15 protein-coding genes and 1 tRNA gene are annotated in these 17167 nt (G+C 59.6%); 4 read left to right on the top strand and 12 right to left on the bottom strand.

Going from position 1 to position 17167, the window contains the following annotated elements; translation table 11 throughout:
- Nucleotides 1-3: 3 nt before the first annotated feature.
- Genes BM229_RS02885 through BM229_RS02875 form a run of 3 tightly spaced genes read right to left on the bottom strand, consistent with a single transcriptional unit; the run spans nt 4 to nt 3036 of the window.
- Entirely contained in the window at nt 4-261 is a 258-nt protein-coding gene (locus tag BM229_RS02885) for an acyl carrier protein (RefSeq protein WP_093926177.1), read from the bottom strand.
- A 32-nt stretch (nt 262-293) separates the two neighbouring features.
- Nucleotides 294-1385, bottom strand: coding sequence for a UDP-3-O-(3-hydroxymyristoyl)glucosamine N-acyltransferase (gene lpxD / locus BM229_RS02880; protein WP_093926176.1), 1092 nt, complete (start codon nt 1383-1385; stop codon nt 294-296).
- A gap of 34 nt (nt 1386-1419) precedes the next feature.
- Nucleotides 1420-3036, bottom strand: a complete 1617-nt coding sequence (locus BM229_RS02875) for a L,D-transpeptidase family protein (RefSeq protein ID WP_208604013.1) — start codon at nt 3034-3036, stop codon at nt 1420-1422.
- A gap of 331 nt (nt 3037-3367) precedes the next feature.
- Between BM229_RS02875 and mepK the strand changes: the two genes are divergently transcribed.
- The 4 genes from mepK to BM229_RS02855 all read left to right on the top strand — a co-directional run bounded on the left by mepK (nt 3368) and on the right by BM229_RS02855 (nt 7143).
- Entirely contained in the window at nt 3368-3937 is a 570-nt protein-coding gene (gene mepK, locus BM229_RS02870; RefSeq protein WP_093926175.1) for a peptidoglycan L,D-endopeptidase MepK, read from the top strand.
- Nucleotides 3938-4065: 128 nt separating this feature from the next.
- Nucleotides 4066-5703 carry an FAD/NAD(P)-binding protein gene (locus BM229_RS02865; protein WP_093926174.1) on the top strand — a complete coding sequence of 546 codons (1638 nt, stop codon included), beginning with the start codon at nt 4066-4068 and terminating at the stop codon, nt 5701-5703.
- 119 nt (nt 5704-5822) lie between these two features.
- Complete coding sequence (locus BM229_RS02860) at nt 5823-6419, top strand: L,D-transpeptidase (RefSeq protein ID WP_167360178.1); 597 nt, start codon at nt 5823-5825, stop codon at nt 6417-6419.
- A gap of 433 nt (nt 6420-6852) precedes the next feature.
- Nucleotides 6853-7143, top strand: coding sequence for a hypothetical protein (locus BM229_RS02855; protein ID WP_093926173.1), 291 nt, complete (start codon nt 6853-6855; stop codon nt 7141-7143).
- Nucleotides 7144-7252: 109 nt separating this feature from the next.
- On the opposite strand, the gene BM229_RS02850 is transcribed toward BM229_RS02855, so the two are convergent.
- The 9 genes from BM229_RS02850 to BM229_RS02810 form a co-directional block, all read right to left on the bottom strand.
- Nucleotides 7253-7342, bottom strand: a tRNA-Ser gene (locus BM229_RS02850).
- A gap of 72 nt (nt 7343-7414) precedes the next feature.
- Nucleotides 7415-8137, bottom strand: coding sequence for an alanyl-tRNA editing protein (locus BM229_RS02845; protein ID WP_093926172.1), 723 nt, complete (start codon nt 8135-8137; stop codon nt 7415-7417).
- A complete protein-coding gene (locus BM229_RS02840; protein ID WP_244152093.1) occupies nt 8134-10506 on the bottom strand; it encodes a DUF3772 domain-containing protein in 2373 nt (790 codons plus the stop codon). The genes BM229_RS02845 and BM229_RS02840 overlap by 4 nt, the downstream gene beginning before the upstream one ends.
- A complete protein-coding gene (locus BM229_RS02835) occupies nt 10503-11537 on the bottom strand; it encodes a cysteine synthase A (protein ID WP_093926171.1) in 1035 nt (344 codons plus the stop codon). The genes BM229_RS02840 and BM229_RS02835 overlap by 4 nt, the downstream gene beginning before the upstream one ends.
- Nucleotides 11538-11550: 13 nt before the next feature.
- Nucleotides 11551-12684: an NUDIX domain-containing protein gene (locus BM229_RS02830; protein WP_093926170.1), complete on the bottom strand. Its 1134-nt coding sequence runs from the start codon at nt 12682-12684 to the stop codon at nt 11551-11553.
- Between the two features lie 5 nt (nt 12685-12689).
- A complete protein-coding gene (locus BM229_RS02825) occupies nt 12690-13130 on the bottom strand; it encodes a TrgA family protein (RefSeq protein WP_093926169.1) in 441 nt (146 codons plus the stop codon).
- A 35-nt stretch (nt 13131-13165) separates the two neighbouring features.
- On the bottom strand, nt 13166-14377 hold the full coding sequence (locus BM229_RS02820; protein ID WP_093926168.1) for an SAM-dependent methyltransferase: 1212 nt from the start codon (nt 14375-14377) through the stop codon (nt 13166-13168).
- A gap of 62 nt (nt 14378-14439) precedes the next feature.
- The gene (locus BM229_RS02815) at nt 14440-15861 is read right to left on the bottom strand and encodes a cryptochrome/photolyase family protein (RefSeq protein WP_208604012.1); all 1422 of its coding nucleotides are present in this window, start codon (nt 15859-15861) and stop codon (nt 14440-14442) included.
- A 61-nt stretch (nt 15862-15922) separates the two neighbouring features.
- The gene (locus tag BM229_RS02810; RefSeq protein WP_093926166.1) at nt 15923-17146 is read right to left on the bottom strand and encodes an aminotransferase class V-fold PLP-dependent enzyme; all 1224 of its coding nucleotides are present in this window, start codon (nt 17144-17146) and stop codon (nt 15923-15925) included.
- Between the last annotated feature and the right edge of the window lie 21 nt (nt 17147-17167).

Here is a 17167-nt window from a genome sequence, read left to right as displayed (position 1 = left end):
TGCTTAGCTCTGTTCGGCCTTCAGCCGTTCCACCCCGGCGACAACGCTGCGTACTGTCGAGATGTCGAAATCGCTTTCGCTGGGGCTGTTGGCATTGAAGGGCACGTTGATGTCGAATGTTTCTTCTATGGCGAAGATGCATTCGACGACCCCCATGCTATCGATGCCCAGATCTTCCAGCGTGTTGTCGAGCGTGACATCCTCCGGCTCAATCATGGCCTGTTCGGCAAGGATGGTAATGACCTGATCTTGAGTGCTCATGGCTGCGTCCCTCAACAATGTCCGCGGCAGGTTTAGTCAGCCTTGTCGGTTTTGGAAACCACCTTTTGCAAAGCCGCGACATCACGCAGCAGCTTGGGCAAGCGACGCAGTGCCTTGTAGATTTCGGTTTGCTTGCTCATCTGCGTGGCGGGGTAGCCCAGCATGGTGCGCCCCTCGGGCACGTTGGACAACACGATCGTCCCGCCGCCCGCGATCACCCGGTCGCCAATCGTGATGTTATCGGCCAAACCGACCTGCCCGCCCAGCACGACATTGTCGCCCACGCGGGTCGAACCACCGACTCCGGCTTGCCCGCAAAGCAGACAGTTTTTGCCGATCACCGCGTTATGGCCGATGTGGACAAGGTTATCAATTTTCGTGCCATCGCCCACGCGGGTGTCGCGGATGGTGCCGTTGTCGATGGTGGAGCCCATGCCCATCTCAACATCCGCGCCGATCATCACAGCGCCGAGCGAATGAATACGCGTCCAAGGTTGCGGTGCCGCGTCGCCCTGATCGCCCAAGGTTTGCCGCGCGCTTTCCACGGTAGAAAGCTCAGCCGTCACGAAAGAGAAACCGTCGCCGCCCAAGCGCACGCCCGATTGTGCGATGAAGCGTGGACCGATGGTGACGCGCGCGCCGATGCTGACGTGTTCACGAAGGAAAGAGCCCTCGCCCAGTGATGCATCAACGCCGACAAAACACAGCGGTCCGATCACGCTGCCCGCGCCAACCGTAGCCCCGGCAGAGATCACCGCCAGCGGGCCGACCGACACGTTCTCACCCAAAGTGGCATCGGGATCGATCACGGCGGTGGGGTGAATGCCCGGTTTGAACCCCTGCCCCTTGTCGAGCATGCGCGTCACACCGGAAAGTGCATAGCGGGGACGGTTGGGCAAGATCGCGGCCTTCAAGCCCAAGGCCCGCCAATCCGCGCCTTCCCATAGCATCGCCACCTCGGCAGCACCCTCAGAAAGGCTGCTGGCATAGCGCGGGTCCATCGCCAGCGCCATCTCGCCGCGTTGGGCGCTGGCCGGTTCGGCGACGCCGCTGACCTTGAGTTCAATGTCGCCCTCGGCGCTGGCGCCGACGGCTTTGGCGATTTGCTGAACACTATAGGTCATTTCGGGCGGCCCTTACTTGTTGCGCGCCCGAGAGTTACCCCTGAACGCCGCGCAAGGCCACCCCCGCCTTGGCAAGTGCCTTCCAGATCAGCGCATCCCGGCCATAAACGTCATCGCGGTATTCGGTGTGGCCACGGGCGTTGGTTACGGCGGTGCGGTAGATCAGATGCACGGGAACCTGCTCCTCCAGCACGATGCGGGTCTCGCGGCCACTGCGCAGAATGGCTTGGAACTCGCCTTCGGGATCCGCAGACTGCGGAGCCATCAACGCATAGGCAAATTCAAACGGTTCGGCCAAACGGACACAGCCATGGCTGAAGGCGCGAACGTCGCGGTCAAACAGGCTCTTGGCTGGGGTGTCATGCAGGTAGATGTTGTACTTATTCGGGAACATAAATTTCACCAGACCCAAAGCGTTGGTATTGCTGGGCGGCTGGCGCATGGCAAAGGGGAAGGTCCGCGCGGTGTATCTGTTAAAGTTGACCGCGCCTCGGTTTACTTTGCGGCCCCGGCTGTCTGTGATTTCGATATGGCCCACTGCGTAGGGGTTGCGCTTGAGCTGTGGCAGGTATTCCCCAACAATGATTGAGCGCGGCACATACCAACTTGGGTTCACGACCATATGCTCCATCACGTCTGAGAATTCGGGCGTCGGGCGGTCCTCGCGCGCGGCGCCGACGACAGAGCGGGTCTGGAACGTGGTTTTCCCATCGTCGATGATCTTTGCCGAAAAGTCAGGGATGTTGACAAGGACGTGACGTTTGCCTCGATCGGTGTTGAACCAACGTTCCCGTTCCAGCGCGACCATAACCGACTGGAGCCTTTGTTCTACGCCGATGTTGATCTGCTTCATCGTCGCAGCACCGGCCACACCATCGGTGTTCAGCCCATGTGCTTCTTGGAATTGGCGGACGGCATCGGTGAGGCTGGCGTCATAGCCCACGGCATTGGAACGTTTCAGGTAGCCCATCGCGATCAAACGATTGCGCAGTGCAATGACATCGTTGCCTGTATCGCCCGGCTCAAGCTTTCCTGCGGGCACGGCTGGCCCCCAACCACCCTGCGACAACAATTTTTCCATCACAATTTTTTCTTTGAGCAACGCGTTATACTCAAGACTGCGGGGGGGCAGCGCGCGGAAGAAAGCGGCAGGAGAAGCTTTCGGCAGATCTTGCAGATAGGTCTTGCGGTCACGATAGGGAATTTCGCGCACGATCTGGCTGATAATGCGCTTGGGGATCAATACGCCGGTTTGCACGTCCCGGGCATAGCGCAGAAACACACGGCTCAGCTCTACCTCGGCGAAACCACGGTCGCGCGGGGATTGTGCATTGCGCAGCATTTCCAAGATGGCGTCGGGGTTATAGCGGGTGACGGGCAGCCCGTGGTTATCTGCGAGAGAGATCGCGCGCAGCAATTCGGAACGCCGGGCGCGATGTTCGTCGGCCGAACCTGTCCAGATCGCGGTATAATCATTCTCACGGTAAAAGGCTGCGATGTCATCGTCTTGGGCTGCGGCTTCGGCGACCGCTTGTTTAAATGCGGTAACCTGTGCCCCCACGGGTGCCGCCAAAACCAGCGCCGCGATCATTAGGGCCAGCCCCGCAATTAGATTGGGCAATTGCCGTGAAAAGGTCGCGCTGAATGCCATGTTGTTCCCCGTTAGTATACCGCTGCCGCCGAGCGACTTTAATCTCAGTTTGGTTTGCCAATATTAACGCGCGCAAGTCCATTCAAATTTCCGTTCATCGGAAAATCAGGTTCCCGAATGTGCGTATCGCGCATCGCTTTTCCCCGCAAACCTTGGGGATTTTAATCGCTTTGCGCAAAAAGTTGCCTAAATTTGATGCGCTCGGGAACCATTCCGATTCAGGCCTTGGTCAGATTTTCCCGCTATGCAATAACAATGTTGCATCTGGGGATGAGATGAATGGCCCATGTAACATCTTGGGTAACTTAGGCAGACAACGGGACAGAGACACATGACAGGCAAAAGCTCCTCGGGGATGACCCGACGCGCCCTCTTGGGTGCATTCGCAGCAACCACTGTTGCAGCAGCCCCCACCTTCTCCAACGCGGCAGGTTTTTTGCGTGGCGCCGGCGATATCCGACGCATCCGTATGTACTCTGGCCGCACGGGTGAGCGACTGGACATGATCTATTGGATCGAAGGTCACTATATCAAAGACGCTTTTGCCGAGATCAACCACTTCATGCGCGATTGGCGAACAGATGACGTCATGAACATGGACCTGCGCACCGTGGACATCATGGCCGCGTCGCATAACCTGTTGGACGTGAACGAGCCCTATATGCTTTTGTCCGGCTACCGCAGCCCCAAAACGAACGCTATGCTGCGCTCCCGCTCAAGCGGTGTGGCCAAGAATTCGCTGCACCTCAAAGGTCAGGCCGCTGATCTGCGTCTCGCATCGCGTTCTGTGCATCAGGTCGCCCGTGCCGCGATTGCCTGCAGCGGTGGCGGTGTTGGGCGCTACTCCGGTTCCAACTTTACCCATATGGATTGCGGCGCGGTCCGGAGCTGGGGCGGCTGATCGCAGCACCGGCTGCCAGACGACTGATTTAATTAGGGCGCCTTCGGGTGCCTTTTTTGTTGCTCCAGTGGCCTTTCCCCGCCACTGGCCTGTGTTTACGGTCGCGCGGGAATAGAGTGGAAACAGACATGCGTGCAGATGCGACTGCAAGGATTGCCATAATAGGCTTCGGCCCACGCGGACTTGGTGCGTTGGAGGCCCTCTCTCAGCGGTTAGAGGGAACCACTCACCGCATCCAGATCGATATTTATGAGCCCGGCCCCTTCCCCGGCGCAGGACCAAATTTCGCGCCGTCCGAACCAGAGTATTGCCTGCTCAACATACCCTACCGCGACATCGCCATTCGACCGCCGCAGGGATCGCTTGTTGGCAGTTTTGCTGACTGGCAAGGGCATCCGGTCAACCCTGACGAATTTCCGTCCCGGGCCGATATGGGCCGCTATCTGGATGCGCGGCGTGTTGATCTTTTTAGGCAAGGTTTCACAAAAACTGATGCAAAGCTCACGTTGGTCCGCGCCCATGTTAAGCGGCTGACGCAAGAGGAACGCGGCTGGCGCCTTCATGCAGAGAACTGCGCGCCTGCGCTATATGATGAGGTGCTTCTTACCCTCGGCCAACCTTCGGTAGAGCCGGATGACCAATGGGCGAAGTGGCAATGTCATGCCGCAAAGGCGGAGGGCGAACTCGCGCAGGCCTATCCTGCGGCAGAACTGTATAAGCGCGCAGGGGAGTGGTCGGACAAACGGGTGGCCATTCGCGGGCTGGGGCTATCGACCTTTGACGTTTTGCACGGCCTCACCGTTGCGCAAGGCGGTCACTTCGACACGGTGGGGTATCATGCATCGGCCCGGGAGCCTGCCTGCATTCTGCCCTTCTCGTTAAACGGCCAGCCCCCCTTTCCCAAACCGAAAGATGAAACACTCGACGCGCTTTTTGAGCCACTGGGGGGCGAGACCGAAGATTTTGCGCAAGCTGTCTCCGCAGCGGTCACGGCTACCCCGGAGACAGCATCGTCTCTCATCTCCGCCGCCTTGGCACCCGTGGTGACACGAATCCTTGAGGCCCAAGATGTGACCAAAGCTGAGGTTTTGAAATGGCTCGCAACCGAATGGTCGGCCCCTGGCTCTCAGGACCGTCAAACCCCGATGGAGGCTCTCCGCCACGGGATTGAACTGGCCTCTGGTCAAACCGTGCCAACCATCGGTTATGCGCTAGGCCAAGTCTGGCGTAAGTGGCAGGACGAATGGCGCTCCGGGTTCAATCCACGGCAAGTAGCACCCGAGACGGCCAGGGTTCTGGTTGCGTTCGACGAGGGGCTAAAGCGGTATTCCTACGGCCCGCCCCTGTCTTCGGCCCGTGAACTCTTGGCCCTGATCGACGCGGGCCGGGTGGACCTGTCTTTTGCCGCAAACCCAGAGATTGCCGAAACAGCGCGGGGCTGGACCTTGAAAGTGGAGGACGAGGACAGTGAGGTTTCTGTGATCATAGACGCGGTGCTGCCTTCGCCAGATCTGCACAGCATCAACGTGCCACCCCTGCCCGATCTCATGGCGAAGGGTTTGGTCGCTCCGATTTCTGACTATCTGGCTGCGGCGATCGGGGCTGACGGCACTGTGTGCGACCAGAACGGAAGCCCCGTTCCCGGCCTGTGCTTGCTCGGGCGCTTGGCGCTTGGGAGTGTAACGGCGGTGGATTCGCTTCACGATTGCTTTGGTCAATCCGCTGATCGGTGGGCCGAGGGCGTCGTTCAACGGATAATGGAATGACGCGCTGATTGGCGGCAGAAAAGTTACAACAGTTCGTGATCCTTCGCTCTTCTTGGAACGACGCCGCCCGAAGGGGGTTTGTTTCTCAACACGAAATTGAAGAATAGGGGAACGACACAATGAGAAGACGACATTTCATTACCAGCGTGGCCGCAAGCGGCGCAGCGCTTGGCGCAGGCCTTGCGACACCGGCGCTTGCGCAGCCGCCCCAAGAAATGCCGACCTATGATGTGCCGCCAGACATGATGCCGCGCATGGTGCCGATTGCCGCGGGCGCGCCGCCCTATGAAATCCACGTCGATCCTGACAGTTTCGCCCTCTACTGGACGCTTCCTGATAAGATGGCGTGGCGCTATACCGTGGGTATTGGCCGTCCGGGTCTGTACGAGTCCGGTGAGTTTTACGTGGGGGCCAAAAAGGAATGGCCAAGCTGGACACCAACCCCAGACATGATTGACCGCGAGCCCGACAAATACGCGAAGTATTCCGATGGAATGGAAGGCGGCGTGGACAACCCGCTTGGCTCGCGCGGGCTGTATCTCTTTACGGAAGAACGCGGGGATACGTTCCTGCGCATCCACGGCACCAACGACCCCAGCACGCTAGGCAAGCGCGTTTCGAACGGCTGTGCGCGTTTGGTAAACGATCAAATGGCGGAGCTTTATGACCGTGTGCCGATGAATACCCGCGTGGTGCTTTACGAACCACTGGCCTGACGGAGCATCAGGTGAAAACCGAAGCCCGGGATGGAGATTATCCGTCTCGGGCTTTTTCGGCCGAGATCATAGGCTCAGGTTGAAACAATTTACACGCCGAGAAGCGCGGTGTGTGCGGCCAGTTGGGTCACGATGCTGAGACAGAGTTGTAACAAAGGTTGGCGCGCTGGTTCGACGGGATTTTGAGAAGTTCTGTCGGCGCGCGGAGCTTGGTTAATTCTAGTGATATCAATCGACTAACATATCTCCCCGCTTTGTTACGATCCAATCGCGCCCCGTCTCGCTGCGACACAGACCGGTGATCTGAGTTGCTTTGTAACCGGCCATCGCAACGCTTTAATATCATTGTATCGAACGGGCCTCCCGACCTCCCCGCTTCCTCCCAGAGCGCGAAAGCCGATGCCCCTTTCCACAACCTTGAAAGGACCCAAAAATGAAACTCTTTATTGCAACAGCCGCCGCCACCTTGGTTGCAACAGCAAGCTTTGCTGGCCAGTCAACGCGTTACGAAGATCTGCGGCTGGATACCTCTGTGACAGCGGATGTCATCTATGCCGAAGGCGCAGGCGACACCCGCCCCAACAACCGCGCCGCTGACCTGCGGCTCGACACCTTTGGTAACGACAACCACCCGATCGCCACGTTCTCAACCAGCGGCCCTCAGAGCAGCCTGGGCGAAGGCTTTGCTTATGGCGGCTACGGCCTCGGCAACGACTCGCGCTGATAGTTTGGCGTAATACAGGAAAAGCCCGGACCGAAAGGTACCGGGCTTTTTCATGATCTCGACGGCTTGCCGAACTGGGCAGCGTCGTATCTCACCTTAAAAAGGTAAATGGCGGAGCGACAGGGATTCGAACCCTGGAGACGGTCTCCCGCCTACACACTTTCCAGGCGTGCGCCTTCGACCACTCGGCCACCGCTCCGTTGATGCGCGGTTTAGCTTGGGGGGACAGTGAGTTGCAAGAGCGAAATCCCCCCGAAGCCGATAAATTTAATCAGCCACCAAGATGAAGGTAGACGCGGCGGTTCAAACGGCCCTTTTTCTCAATCTTTCCAAGGCGAAGCGCACCGATTTCGCCGGTCCGCGCGACATGGGTGCCGCCACAGGGCTGCAAATCAATGGGCTCTTGCGGCTCACCTATACGGATCAGCCGAATATCCCCGCGCCCCCGGGGCGGCGCGACGGACATTGTTTTGACCAGTTCCGGTGACGCATCAAGTTCGTCTTCGGTAATCCAGTCTTCACTGACCCGTGCATCGAGTGAAACGAAGTGGTTCAACGCCCCTTCCAATTCATCACGGTCTTGCGGTGCGTCGGGCATGTTAAAATCTAATCTTCCATGACTGGCCGAAATCTGCCCACCTGTCACGGCATGTGGGATCACCGCGGACAGCAGATGCAGCGCTGTATGGACGCGCATGTGTTTGTGCCTGCGGTCCCAGTCGAGTTCTTGCGTGACATAGGCCCCCACCGGGGGCAGCGCGCGGGGTTCCGCGGGGACCAACGCGATGCCGCCGCTGTCGCGGTCGCGCACGGTGGTTGCGATTGAAAGCACCTGCTTGTCCCATGTCAGCCAACCGCTGTCGCCAGGCTGACCGCCCCCCGTAGGATAGAAGAGGGATTTATCCAGAATGACTCCGCCTTCCGGTGTATGGGCAGCTATACGGGCTGGCGCATCGCGCAGATAAGCATCCTCGCGGAACAGCTCACCGGTCATTTCATAGACTCCGGTTTCTCGTTGCTCCCATCCGCTTGCGGATCTTCAGCAGCCTCGGGTCTGAACGCCTCGGGGTTGCGCAGCCAAAGATCACGTTGCGCAAAGGGAATTTCGATTCCTTCTTTTTTGAATCGGGCGGCGATGGCGTGATTGATGTCGTTCTTGACTTTCATCATCCAGTTGACGTCACGCAGGTAGCAACGCACCTCGAACTCCAGAGCATCGGCACCGAAGTTCAGGAAAAGCACCGCAGGCGGAGGATTGGTCAGCACGATGGGCTGGGACCTCGCGATTTCCTCTAGGATGCTTTCGATACGCTTGGTGTCGGTGCCGTAGGCGACGCCCACAGGGACGATCAGGCGACCCACGGTGTTGCCCCGCGTGTAGTTGGTGACCGTGCCGCTGATTAGGTCCGCATTTGGAACAATCACATCGGTGCGGTCAAAGGTTTCGATCCGTGTTGAGCGCACAGAGATGTCGCGCACATAGCCCATCTGGCCACCAACCTCGATCCAATCGCCTTCGGAGATCGGGCGTTCGATCAACAAAATGATGCCGGAAACAAAGTTCGACACTACGTTTTGCAGACCGAAACCGATACCAACTGACAATGCACCAGCTACGTAGGCAAGCGCCGAAAGGTCGATCCCTGCGCCGGTGATCGCCAGCAGCGCAGCAAGGAAGATACCGACATAGCCGATGCCCGAAACGATAGCATTCTGTCCGCCAATATCCATCCGGGTTTTGGGTAGAACGTTGCTGCGCAACGCGCCTTGGATCAACCGGGTCGCGCCATAGCCGATGGCGAAAATCACCGCGAAAGACAGGAAATCAGTCGGGCGGACGCGGGTTTCGCCAAAGGCAAACCCGCGGCTGAAAAGCGCCCAAAGCTCGGTCAGGTCGGTAACCCGTGCGCCCCAAGCCAGCGCCATGAAGGGCAAGGACAGCAGCAGCAGGATCAGGCCGAAGAAAACCGGCATCAGCGCATCGCGTGCCTGCACCCCCTGCCCGGTCATCGCGCCGTACACATCCGCCAAGAACCGTTGCAGGGTCATCACCAACCCCAGCAGAACCAACGTGATGACATAGGGCGGCAATAGCGACACGGCAGCGTTGTAGTAGCCGCTGATCAACAACAGCGGCGAAACGATGGCCACAATCATCGCCCCCAAGCCCAATCCGCGCACCACGCGGCTAAGCGTTGAAACGCGAGGTTCCTCAGAGGCTGGCGTTTCGTCGGGCGTCGGGTCGCTGTGACCATGCAGAATTCGGCCAATGCGGAACAGCGCAAAGGCACTGATCAGCAAGAGAGGCAGGCGCAGCACGGCCTCGGTTGTTTCTGCCGGTTGGACCCCGTCAAAGATAGCATCCAAGAGGGCGCCAAAAAGTACAGTGACGGTGATGATACTGACGTAAAAGCGAACGGCCTTACGCTCGGGCCGCGGCAGCAGGATGAGCGCCTCATCTTCGTCGCGGGAAAACACACGTTCGGCCACCCAGCGTACGCCTAACATCGCGCCGCCAATCACGGGGAGCAGTTGCAGTAGCGCCGACCCACGCGGCCCAAGCAAACCAGTCGTCAGTATACCCATGACCAGCAAGACCATACCCACCGTGGGCAGGATAATCCGCAGAAGCGAAACGACAAAGCGCCAAATTCCAAAGCCACGCGCACCAAAGCGCTGCAAACGTCCGACAATCGCTGTCGACCAATGATGGCCACGGAAAATCAGCACCAAACCCAGAACGGTAAGGGCCAGCACGGCGGGCAGCGATGACCGAATGCTACGGCGTGCGGTTTCCGCCTCGTCGGGGGCTTCGGCCGCGATCCCGCCCGCCGCGACGGCCAGATCATTGATTGCCGTTTGCCAATGCATCGGATTCAACGGGGTTGGGACAACCTCCATCAACTGCTCGGTCTGGCGCTCGCGGAGCGCCACGTCGATCTGGCCAATCAGGGCGTCGGCGCGCAGATACGCCGCTTCGGCCCGTTGAACCGGGGTCAGTAGGGTATTGAGCTGACGGTTCAATTCCTCGCGGTTGGCGGCGACTTCGGGGGATTCCGGCTCGGCCCCCTCGCCCTCCGGCGGGGTGCCAAGCGCGGCCAATTGTTCCCGCAGCGCATTGATCCGCGCCGCGTTCAAGTTGCGCGCCGCGTCAAATTCCGTGCGATACTCAACCAGCCGGGCGCGCTGCACCTCTAGCATGGCTTCGGTGGTATCCGTCGCGTCAATCGCTTCTTCAGCGGTTGACGCGACGGTCTCCCATTCGTTGAAATCCGGCAAAGCCGGTTCTTGCGCGACTGCAGCGCCGGTCAGCCAGACCAGCAACGCGGTAAGGCCAAGGGCGAAGCGGAGCATTTGGGTCATGTATCCTCGAAAACACCTGGGATGGATTGCGGCGCGGCATCAAGCCAGCCGGGCGTCGGCAGCCCCTTCTCGCGCAGGAACTCTGGATTGAAGAGCTTGGACTGATAGCGCGTGCCAAAGTCACAAAGCACGGTGACGATCGTATGCCCCGGCCCCATTTCTTTTGCCATGCGCATGGCGCCTGCGACGTTCACGCCAGAAGAAGCGCCAAGGCAGAGCCCTTCGTTTTCCAGCAGATCAAAGACCACCGGCAAGGCTTCTTCGTCAGAGATGTTGTAGGAGTAGTCCGGTTTGAACCCTTCGAGGTTCGCGGTGATCCGCCCCTGCCCGATGCCTTCGGCAATGGAACTGCCCTCGGCTTTCAACTCGCCGTCGGTATAAAAACTGTGCAGCGCCGCGCCATCGGGATCGGCCAGCGCGATCTTCACGCCCTTAGGCTGAAGCGCCATGGCAACGCCGACCAGCGTGCCACCCGAGCCTACGGCGCAGCAGAAACCATCTACCTTGCCGCCGGTCTGTTCCCAGATCTCGGGGCCTGTCGTCTCAATATGCGCCTGACGGTTAGCGGTATTGTCGAACTGGTTGGCCCAGATCACCCCTTCGGGCGTGGTCTTAGCCAGTTCCTTGGCCAAACGCTCGGAATAGCGGACAAAGTTGTTGGGGTTTTTATAAGGGGCTGCGGGCACCTGCACCAATTCGGCACCGGCAAGCCGCAGCATGTCTTTCTTTTCCTGCGACTGTGTCTCAGGAATAACGATAACGGTTTTGAACCCCATCGACGCGCCAACCAGCGCCAGCCCGATGCCGGTGTTGCCTGCCGTGCCCTCGACGATGGTGCCGCCGGGCTTCAACTCGCCCCGTGCGATGGCGTCGCGAATGATAAACAGCGCCGCGCGGTCTTTGACCGACTGACCGGGGTTCATGAATTCTGCTTTGCCCAGAATTTCGCAGCCGGTCTCTTCGCTCGCGCCGCGCAGCCGGATCAGCGGTGTGTTTCCAATGGCCTCGGCCAGATCTTTTGCAACCTGCATGTTTGCCCCCAGTTCATGTTTCGTCCGGTTTAGCTGTCGCGCCCTCGGACCTCAAGCGTTCGCGGTGTCGGGCCAGCCAATAGGCGCTTGCCACCAATGGCGCATTGGCGAGCGCCTGCGCATCAGCCAAGGCCATCAGATCATCGAATGACATGAGATGCGACCGGATATCCTCGCCCTCGGCGGCCAAACCGCCCGTGCCGATGATATGATCCGGCAAATCCGCCAATCCCACGAAAATGTAAAAGAATTCCGTCGCATTGCCGGGAGAGGCATAGACGTTGCCCACCGGTTCCAAGACGCTCAGCGTGATCCCGGCCTCTTCCTGCGCCTCACGCCGCGCGGCGGCCTGCGGTGTCTCACCGGGATCGATATGGCCCGCGATGGGCTCCAACTGCCAGCAGGTGTGATCGCCTCGGGCCAGCGGCCCCATGCGAATTTGTTCGACCAGCAGCACGCGGTCACGCACCGGATCATAGGGCAGTACCAGCGCCGCATCTGCGCTGACAAAAACCGCGCGGTCGATCTGGTCAGACATGCCGCCGTCAAAGGTCTCATGGCGGAGCGAGATTTCATCAAGGGCGAAGAATTTCGCGTAAACGCGGTTGCGATCAGTCACCTCAATATTGCCGGTCAGGGTCAACGGATCATGGGCACCCTGCTCGGCCAGCACCTGCTGATGGGCGCGGCGGCGGATCATCGGGAACATCGCGTCAATCTCGGCCCGGGGACGCTTGCCGATATAGCTCATGACTTCGCGCGCGGCGTGGCACGAGAGCGCGGCCCAATCGGCCTCCCACTGTGCGAGCGACCACGGCCCCTGCGCCGTCCAGCGCCCCGGCTGGGGCAGATAGACTTCAGCCGCCTGCCCCTCTGCCAACGTCACCGGCACCAGATCGTAATCGAACGCGCCTTCATAGAAATCGAGCCGCGCGAAATCATCCGCGCTGAGCCCTTGCACCAGCAAGCCTTCGGCCTGCGCGCCTTCGCAAACTTCTATCGTGGGGAACGGCCCCTCCGCTGCGGCAGAGACGCGGTAGCCGGGCAAACTCGCCTCGCTAAGATCAATCGCCCTAGCGGGGCGGCCCAGTACAAGCTCCAGCAGCGGCAGATGCCGCAAAGTTCCGTAGATAAACAAATGTCGCATGGGGGTTAGGACCACCGATTATAGGCAAATTCGGTCAACAGACCAGAGATCACGGCACCCACTACAAGCGCCACGCCCATGGGTACAGTGGCAATCATCACGCCGAACTCAGCCCCAATCTGGAAAACGGCAACGATGGCCTCAAAGGGATCGTCATAACGGTTGCGCAAGGCCAGACGGACCATCTCATTCGCCGCCTGCAGGAAAATCGCCCAGAGCATCAGGACGAAGACTCCGGCCAGACCGTTGTTGATCGCCGCCGTAGTTCCCCGCCCGGCCCGCCTGCCCATCACACGCCAGCCGACGAGAAGGCCCAGCACCATGTTGAGCGGCAGGAAGTACCCGAAATCTGTGCTTTCCGGCATCAAGGGCACGACCATTCCAGACAGGATAAAGGCCAGCACCGCGAGTGAGATCGCTGCCATAAGTCGTGCACCAGTCGGCATTTTCGGCTCCTAGCGGGGTCGGACCGCAGAGGCGGTCACACAGGTCGCCGTACCGTAATCTGCGTCACGTCGCAATTTCCACTATCAAATGTCGCAGCGCAGGAAGTGAGGTAAAAATTCCACATCCGGCGAAAGCGTTCGTCAAAGCCTAGCGCGGTGATCTGATCCCATTTCGCGTTAAAGGTCTCATGCCAGCGGCGCAGCGTGATGTCATAGCTTTTGCCGAATTCGACCGAGCGGTCGACCACCAGACCGGCGCGTTCGACCTGCTCGCGCAGCACCTTGGGGCTGGGCAACATGCCGCCCGGAAAGATGTATTTCTGAATGAAATCCACGCCGCGCTTGTAAACGTCCCAGCGGGCGTGATCGACGGTGATGATCTGTAGCGTGGCTGCGCGTCCGGGCTTCAGCCGCTGGCGGACGGTGTCGAAATAGATCGGCCAATATTGCTCGCCCACCGCCTCGAACATCTCGATACTGGCGATGCCGTCATAGAGCCCGCGCTCATCGCGGTAGTCCTGCAACTTAAAGGTCACACGGTCTGACAGCCCGGCTTTTTTGATCCGGTCCACAGCGTACTTATATTGCTCGGAGCTGATCGTCAGCGCGGTGACGTGCAAGCCCCGTTCGGCAGCGGCATATTCGGCGAAACCGCCCCAGCCGCAGCCGATCTCCAGCACGTGGTCGCCCGGTTGGACACCCATCTGGTCAACCATGGATTTGTATTTGGCGGTCTGCGCGGCCTCTAGTGACATCTGCGCGCCGTCCTCGAACATGGCCGAGGAATAGGTCATCGTCTCATCCAGCCAAAGCCCGTAGAACTCATTGCCCAGATCATAGTGCTTGCTGATGTTGCGTTTGGCCTGCTTGCGGTTGTTGCGTTGCAGCCAAAAGCGGAACTTCTCAAACCGGCGCAGCAGCCCTTGGCCGGGGAAGCCGTCGTACACCGTCTCATTCCCCGCATGAACCAGATCCATGAAGGCTTGCAGATCCGGCGTCGACCACCATTCGTCCAAATAGGCGTCGCAAAAACCCAGATCGCCCTCGCGGATCAACCGGGCAAAAAGGTCATCGTTGTGGATATGCACTTCTGCCACCGGGCCGGGTTTGGCCCCTTCGGCCCGGAACGCGCGGCCATCGGGCAAGACGAAGTCGACTCGCCCATGCTGCATCGCCTGCGCCATGGCAAAGACCTGTGGGAAATAGCGCGGCAGACCCTTCTGCCCCTCTGTTGTCGTCAGCTTCATACCTCGGTTCCGTTCTTATTCTTGGCGCCTACTGTAACCGCAGGCTGCTGTTTCGCAAAAATTTAAAAATCACGATTGCGGTAGGCGTCCAGTGCCCGTTCGCGCCCTTCCGAAAGATCGACGATCGGTTCAGGGTAGTCATCATTGGGGCTACGGCCCCAGCGGCGCGGAATTGCATCGAAATAGGCCAGCGCATCCTTGCTCGGGCTTGCGCGGCCCTCGGCGATCCACCGGCGGGTATAGTCTCGCCCCTTGTCAAACCGATCAAGCTGGGTTTCAGGATTGAAAATACGGAAGAACGGCGTCGCATCGGGGCCAGAGCCTGCGGCCCATTGCCAGCCCATCGCGTTATTGGCCGGATCCCAATCGATTAGGTGCTCTTCGAACCACTTTTGCCCGATCCGCCAGTGACACATGAGGTGTTTGGTCAGATAGCTCGCCACGATCATGCGGCCCCGGTTGTGCATCCGTCCGGTGACCTGCAATTCGCGCATGGCGGCATCGACGAATGGCACGCCGGTGCGCCCTTGTTTCCACGCCAGCACCTCGGCGCGGCGCTCATCCTCGTTCCACGGGAAGGCCTGCCATTCCTCGCGCCAGTTTTGGTCAAGGATGCGTGGCGTGTGGTACATCAGATGATAAGCAAACTCGCGCCACGCGAGTTCTTTCAGGAAGGTCTCGGCTCCGCGCTTGCCTTCTTGCATCGCCCGCTGACCGGCATGCCAGCACTGCGCCGGGCTGATTTCGCCTAAAGAGAGGTTTTCGGACAGGGCGGAGGTGCCGTCTTCTCCCGGCATGTCGCGGCTTTCATCGTAGCCTTCGACGATATGCGCGATGAAGGAACCCAGCCGCGCCTGCGCTGCGGCCTCGCCCAGACGGACAAAGGGGCGCACGATATCACGCCCGCGCTGCATCGCGGCATCCATCTGCCAATCGTCCAAGGCGTCACTCTCGGGCCAATTTTCGGGCACCGCAATATCGCTCGGGGTCGCCACGGGTGCCGCCACATCGCGGCCTCGGACGGATTTCCAATAAGGGGTGAACACCTTGTAAAAGCCGCCGGTCTTGGTTTCGACCGTCCAAGGCTCAAACATCAGGTGTCCGGCAAAGCTTTGGGCGTCGATGCCATCGTCTTTCAATGTCTCCTTGATGCGGCTGTCGCGGTCTATGGCATCTGGATCGTAAAGACGGCTCCAATTAACCGCGCCTGCCCCGGTGCCTTTGATCACGTCGCGCAGCACCTCCAGTGCATCGCCGCGACGGAGGATCAGGCGACTGCCCTTTTCCTTCAGCGTCTCAGCAAGACAGCCCAAGGCCAACCCCAGCCGGAATTTCGGCGCGGCACCCAAGGCTTCCGACTGATCATCGTGAATGAAAAGCGGGATCACCGGGCGGCCCGTCTTGCAGGCCGCCGCCAATGCAGAATGGTCGCTCAGCCGTAGATCGCGGCGGAACCACATGATAATCGGGGTATTTTCACTCACGTTTGGGGTCTTGCTCCTCGGTTGACCTCGAAACATAGCGCCCCCGCGCCGGGGTCAAGGCTCAGAGCAGATCATCCAGCGCATTCAGCAGTTTATCCATCTCTGCCTTGGTGGTGTAATGGGTAAAGCTAAGGCGCAGAACGCCTTGTTCCTGATCCACACCCATCGCCGAAAGCGCCCGGCCTGCATAAAACGTGCCGCCCCCTGCCATGATGCCGCGTTCTGCCAATGCTTGGGCCATCTCGACACCGCTTCGGTCAAGTGCCAGCGCCACCGTCGGGGCGCGTTCATCCGCGTTTGTGGGGCCGATTACCCGTACCGAGTTACGCGCCGACATCGCGTCAAGTAGCGGTTGCAACAGCGCTGTCTCATGGGCGCGCATGGCGTCATGTACGGCGATCCTGCGCGCCGTGGCCTCCGCCGCACCGCCGATATGATGCGCATGGAATGCATCGATGTAATCCGCCATCCCCGCGCTCGCTGCGATTTGCGCATGATCGGGCCCTGCTGGGGTAAAGCGCTTGTATAGAACATCGCCGTTGAAGCTATGCGCTTGGTTCGGCAGCAATTCCGCCAGCGCGCGGCGGATGACCATGATACCTTGATGTGGCCCATAGGTTTTATAGGCCGAGAAGAGATAGATATCTGGCCCCAGGTCACCGACATTGGCAAACCCGTGCGGTGCATAAGACACGCCATCGACGCAAACGAACGCTCCTGCCGCATGGGCAAGTGCTGTGATCTCCGTCACCGGATTGATCTCTCCCACCACGTTGGAGCAATGCGGGAAGCAGACCAGCCGCACCTTTTCATCAAGCAATTTTTCGAGCGCTCCCGGATCAAGATGCCCAGTCTCTGGATCAACCTGCCACTCACGAATTTCGATGCCCCGTTCGGCCAAGCGCCGCCATGGGCCGGTGTTGGCTTCGTGGTCTTGATTGGTCACGATGATCGCCTCACCGGGCTGCATCATTTGACCAAAAGCCTGCGCCAAGACGTAGGTATTTTGCGTGGTCGAGGGGCCAAAGCTCAGCTCCTCCGGCATAACCCCAAGGATCGCCGCCATGCGGTTACGGGCTTCGTCCATCTCTTCACCGCCCATGCGGCTGGCCGCATAGGCGCCGTAGGGCTGAACCTTCCGCTGGGTGTAGAAACGGTGCAGACGGTCGATAACCTGCTGGCAGGTGTATGACCCTCCGGCGTTCTCGAAAAAAGCCTGACCCTGAAGGCTCGGCTCGGCGAAGGCGGGAAATTGGGCGCGGACCCATTCGGAATCAATATGCATGGCGCGAAGGTCCACCGGAGC

The organism is Sulfitobacter dubius, from assembly GCF_900113435.1.
GTDB lineage: Bacteria > Pseudomonadota > Alphaproteobacteria > Rhodobacterales > Rhodobacteraceae > Sulfitobacter > Sulfitobacter dubius.
The sequence above is the reverse complement of the archived record's forward strand: the minus strand, read 5'-3'. Positions and strand labels throughout refer to the sequence as shown.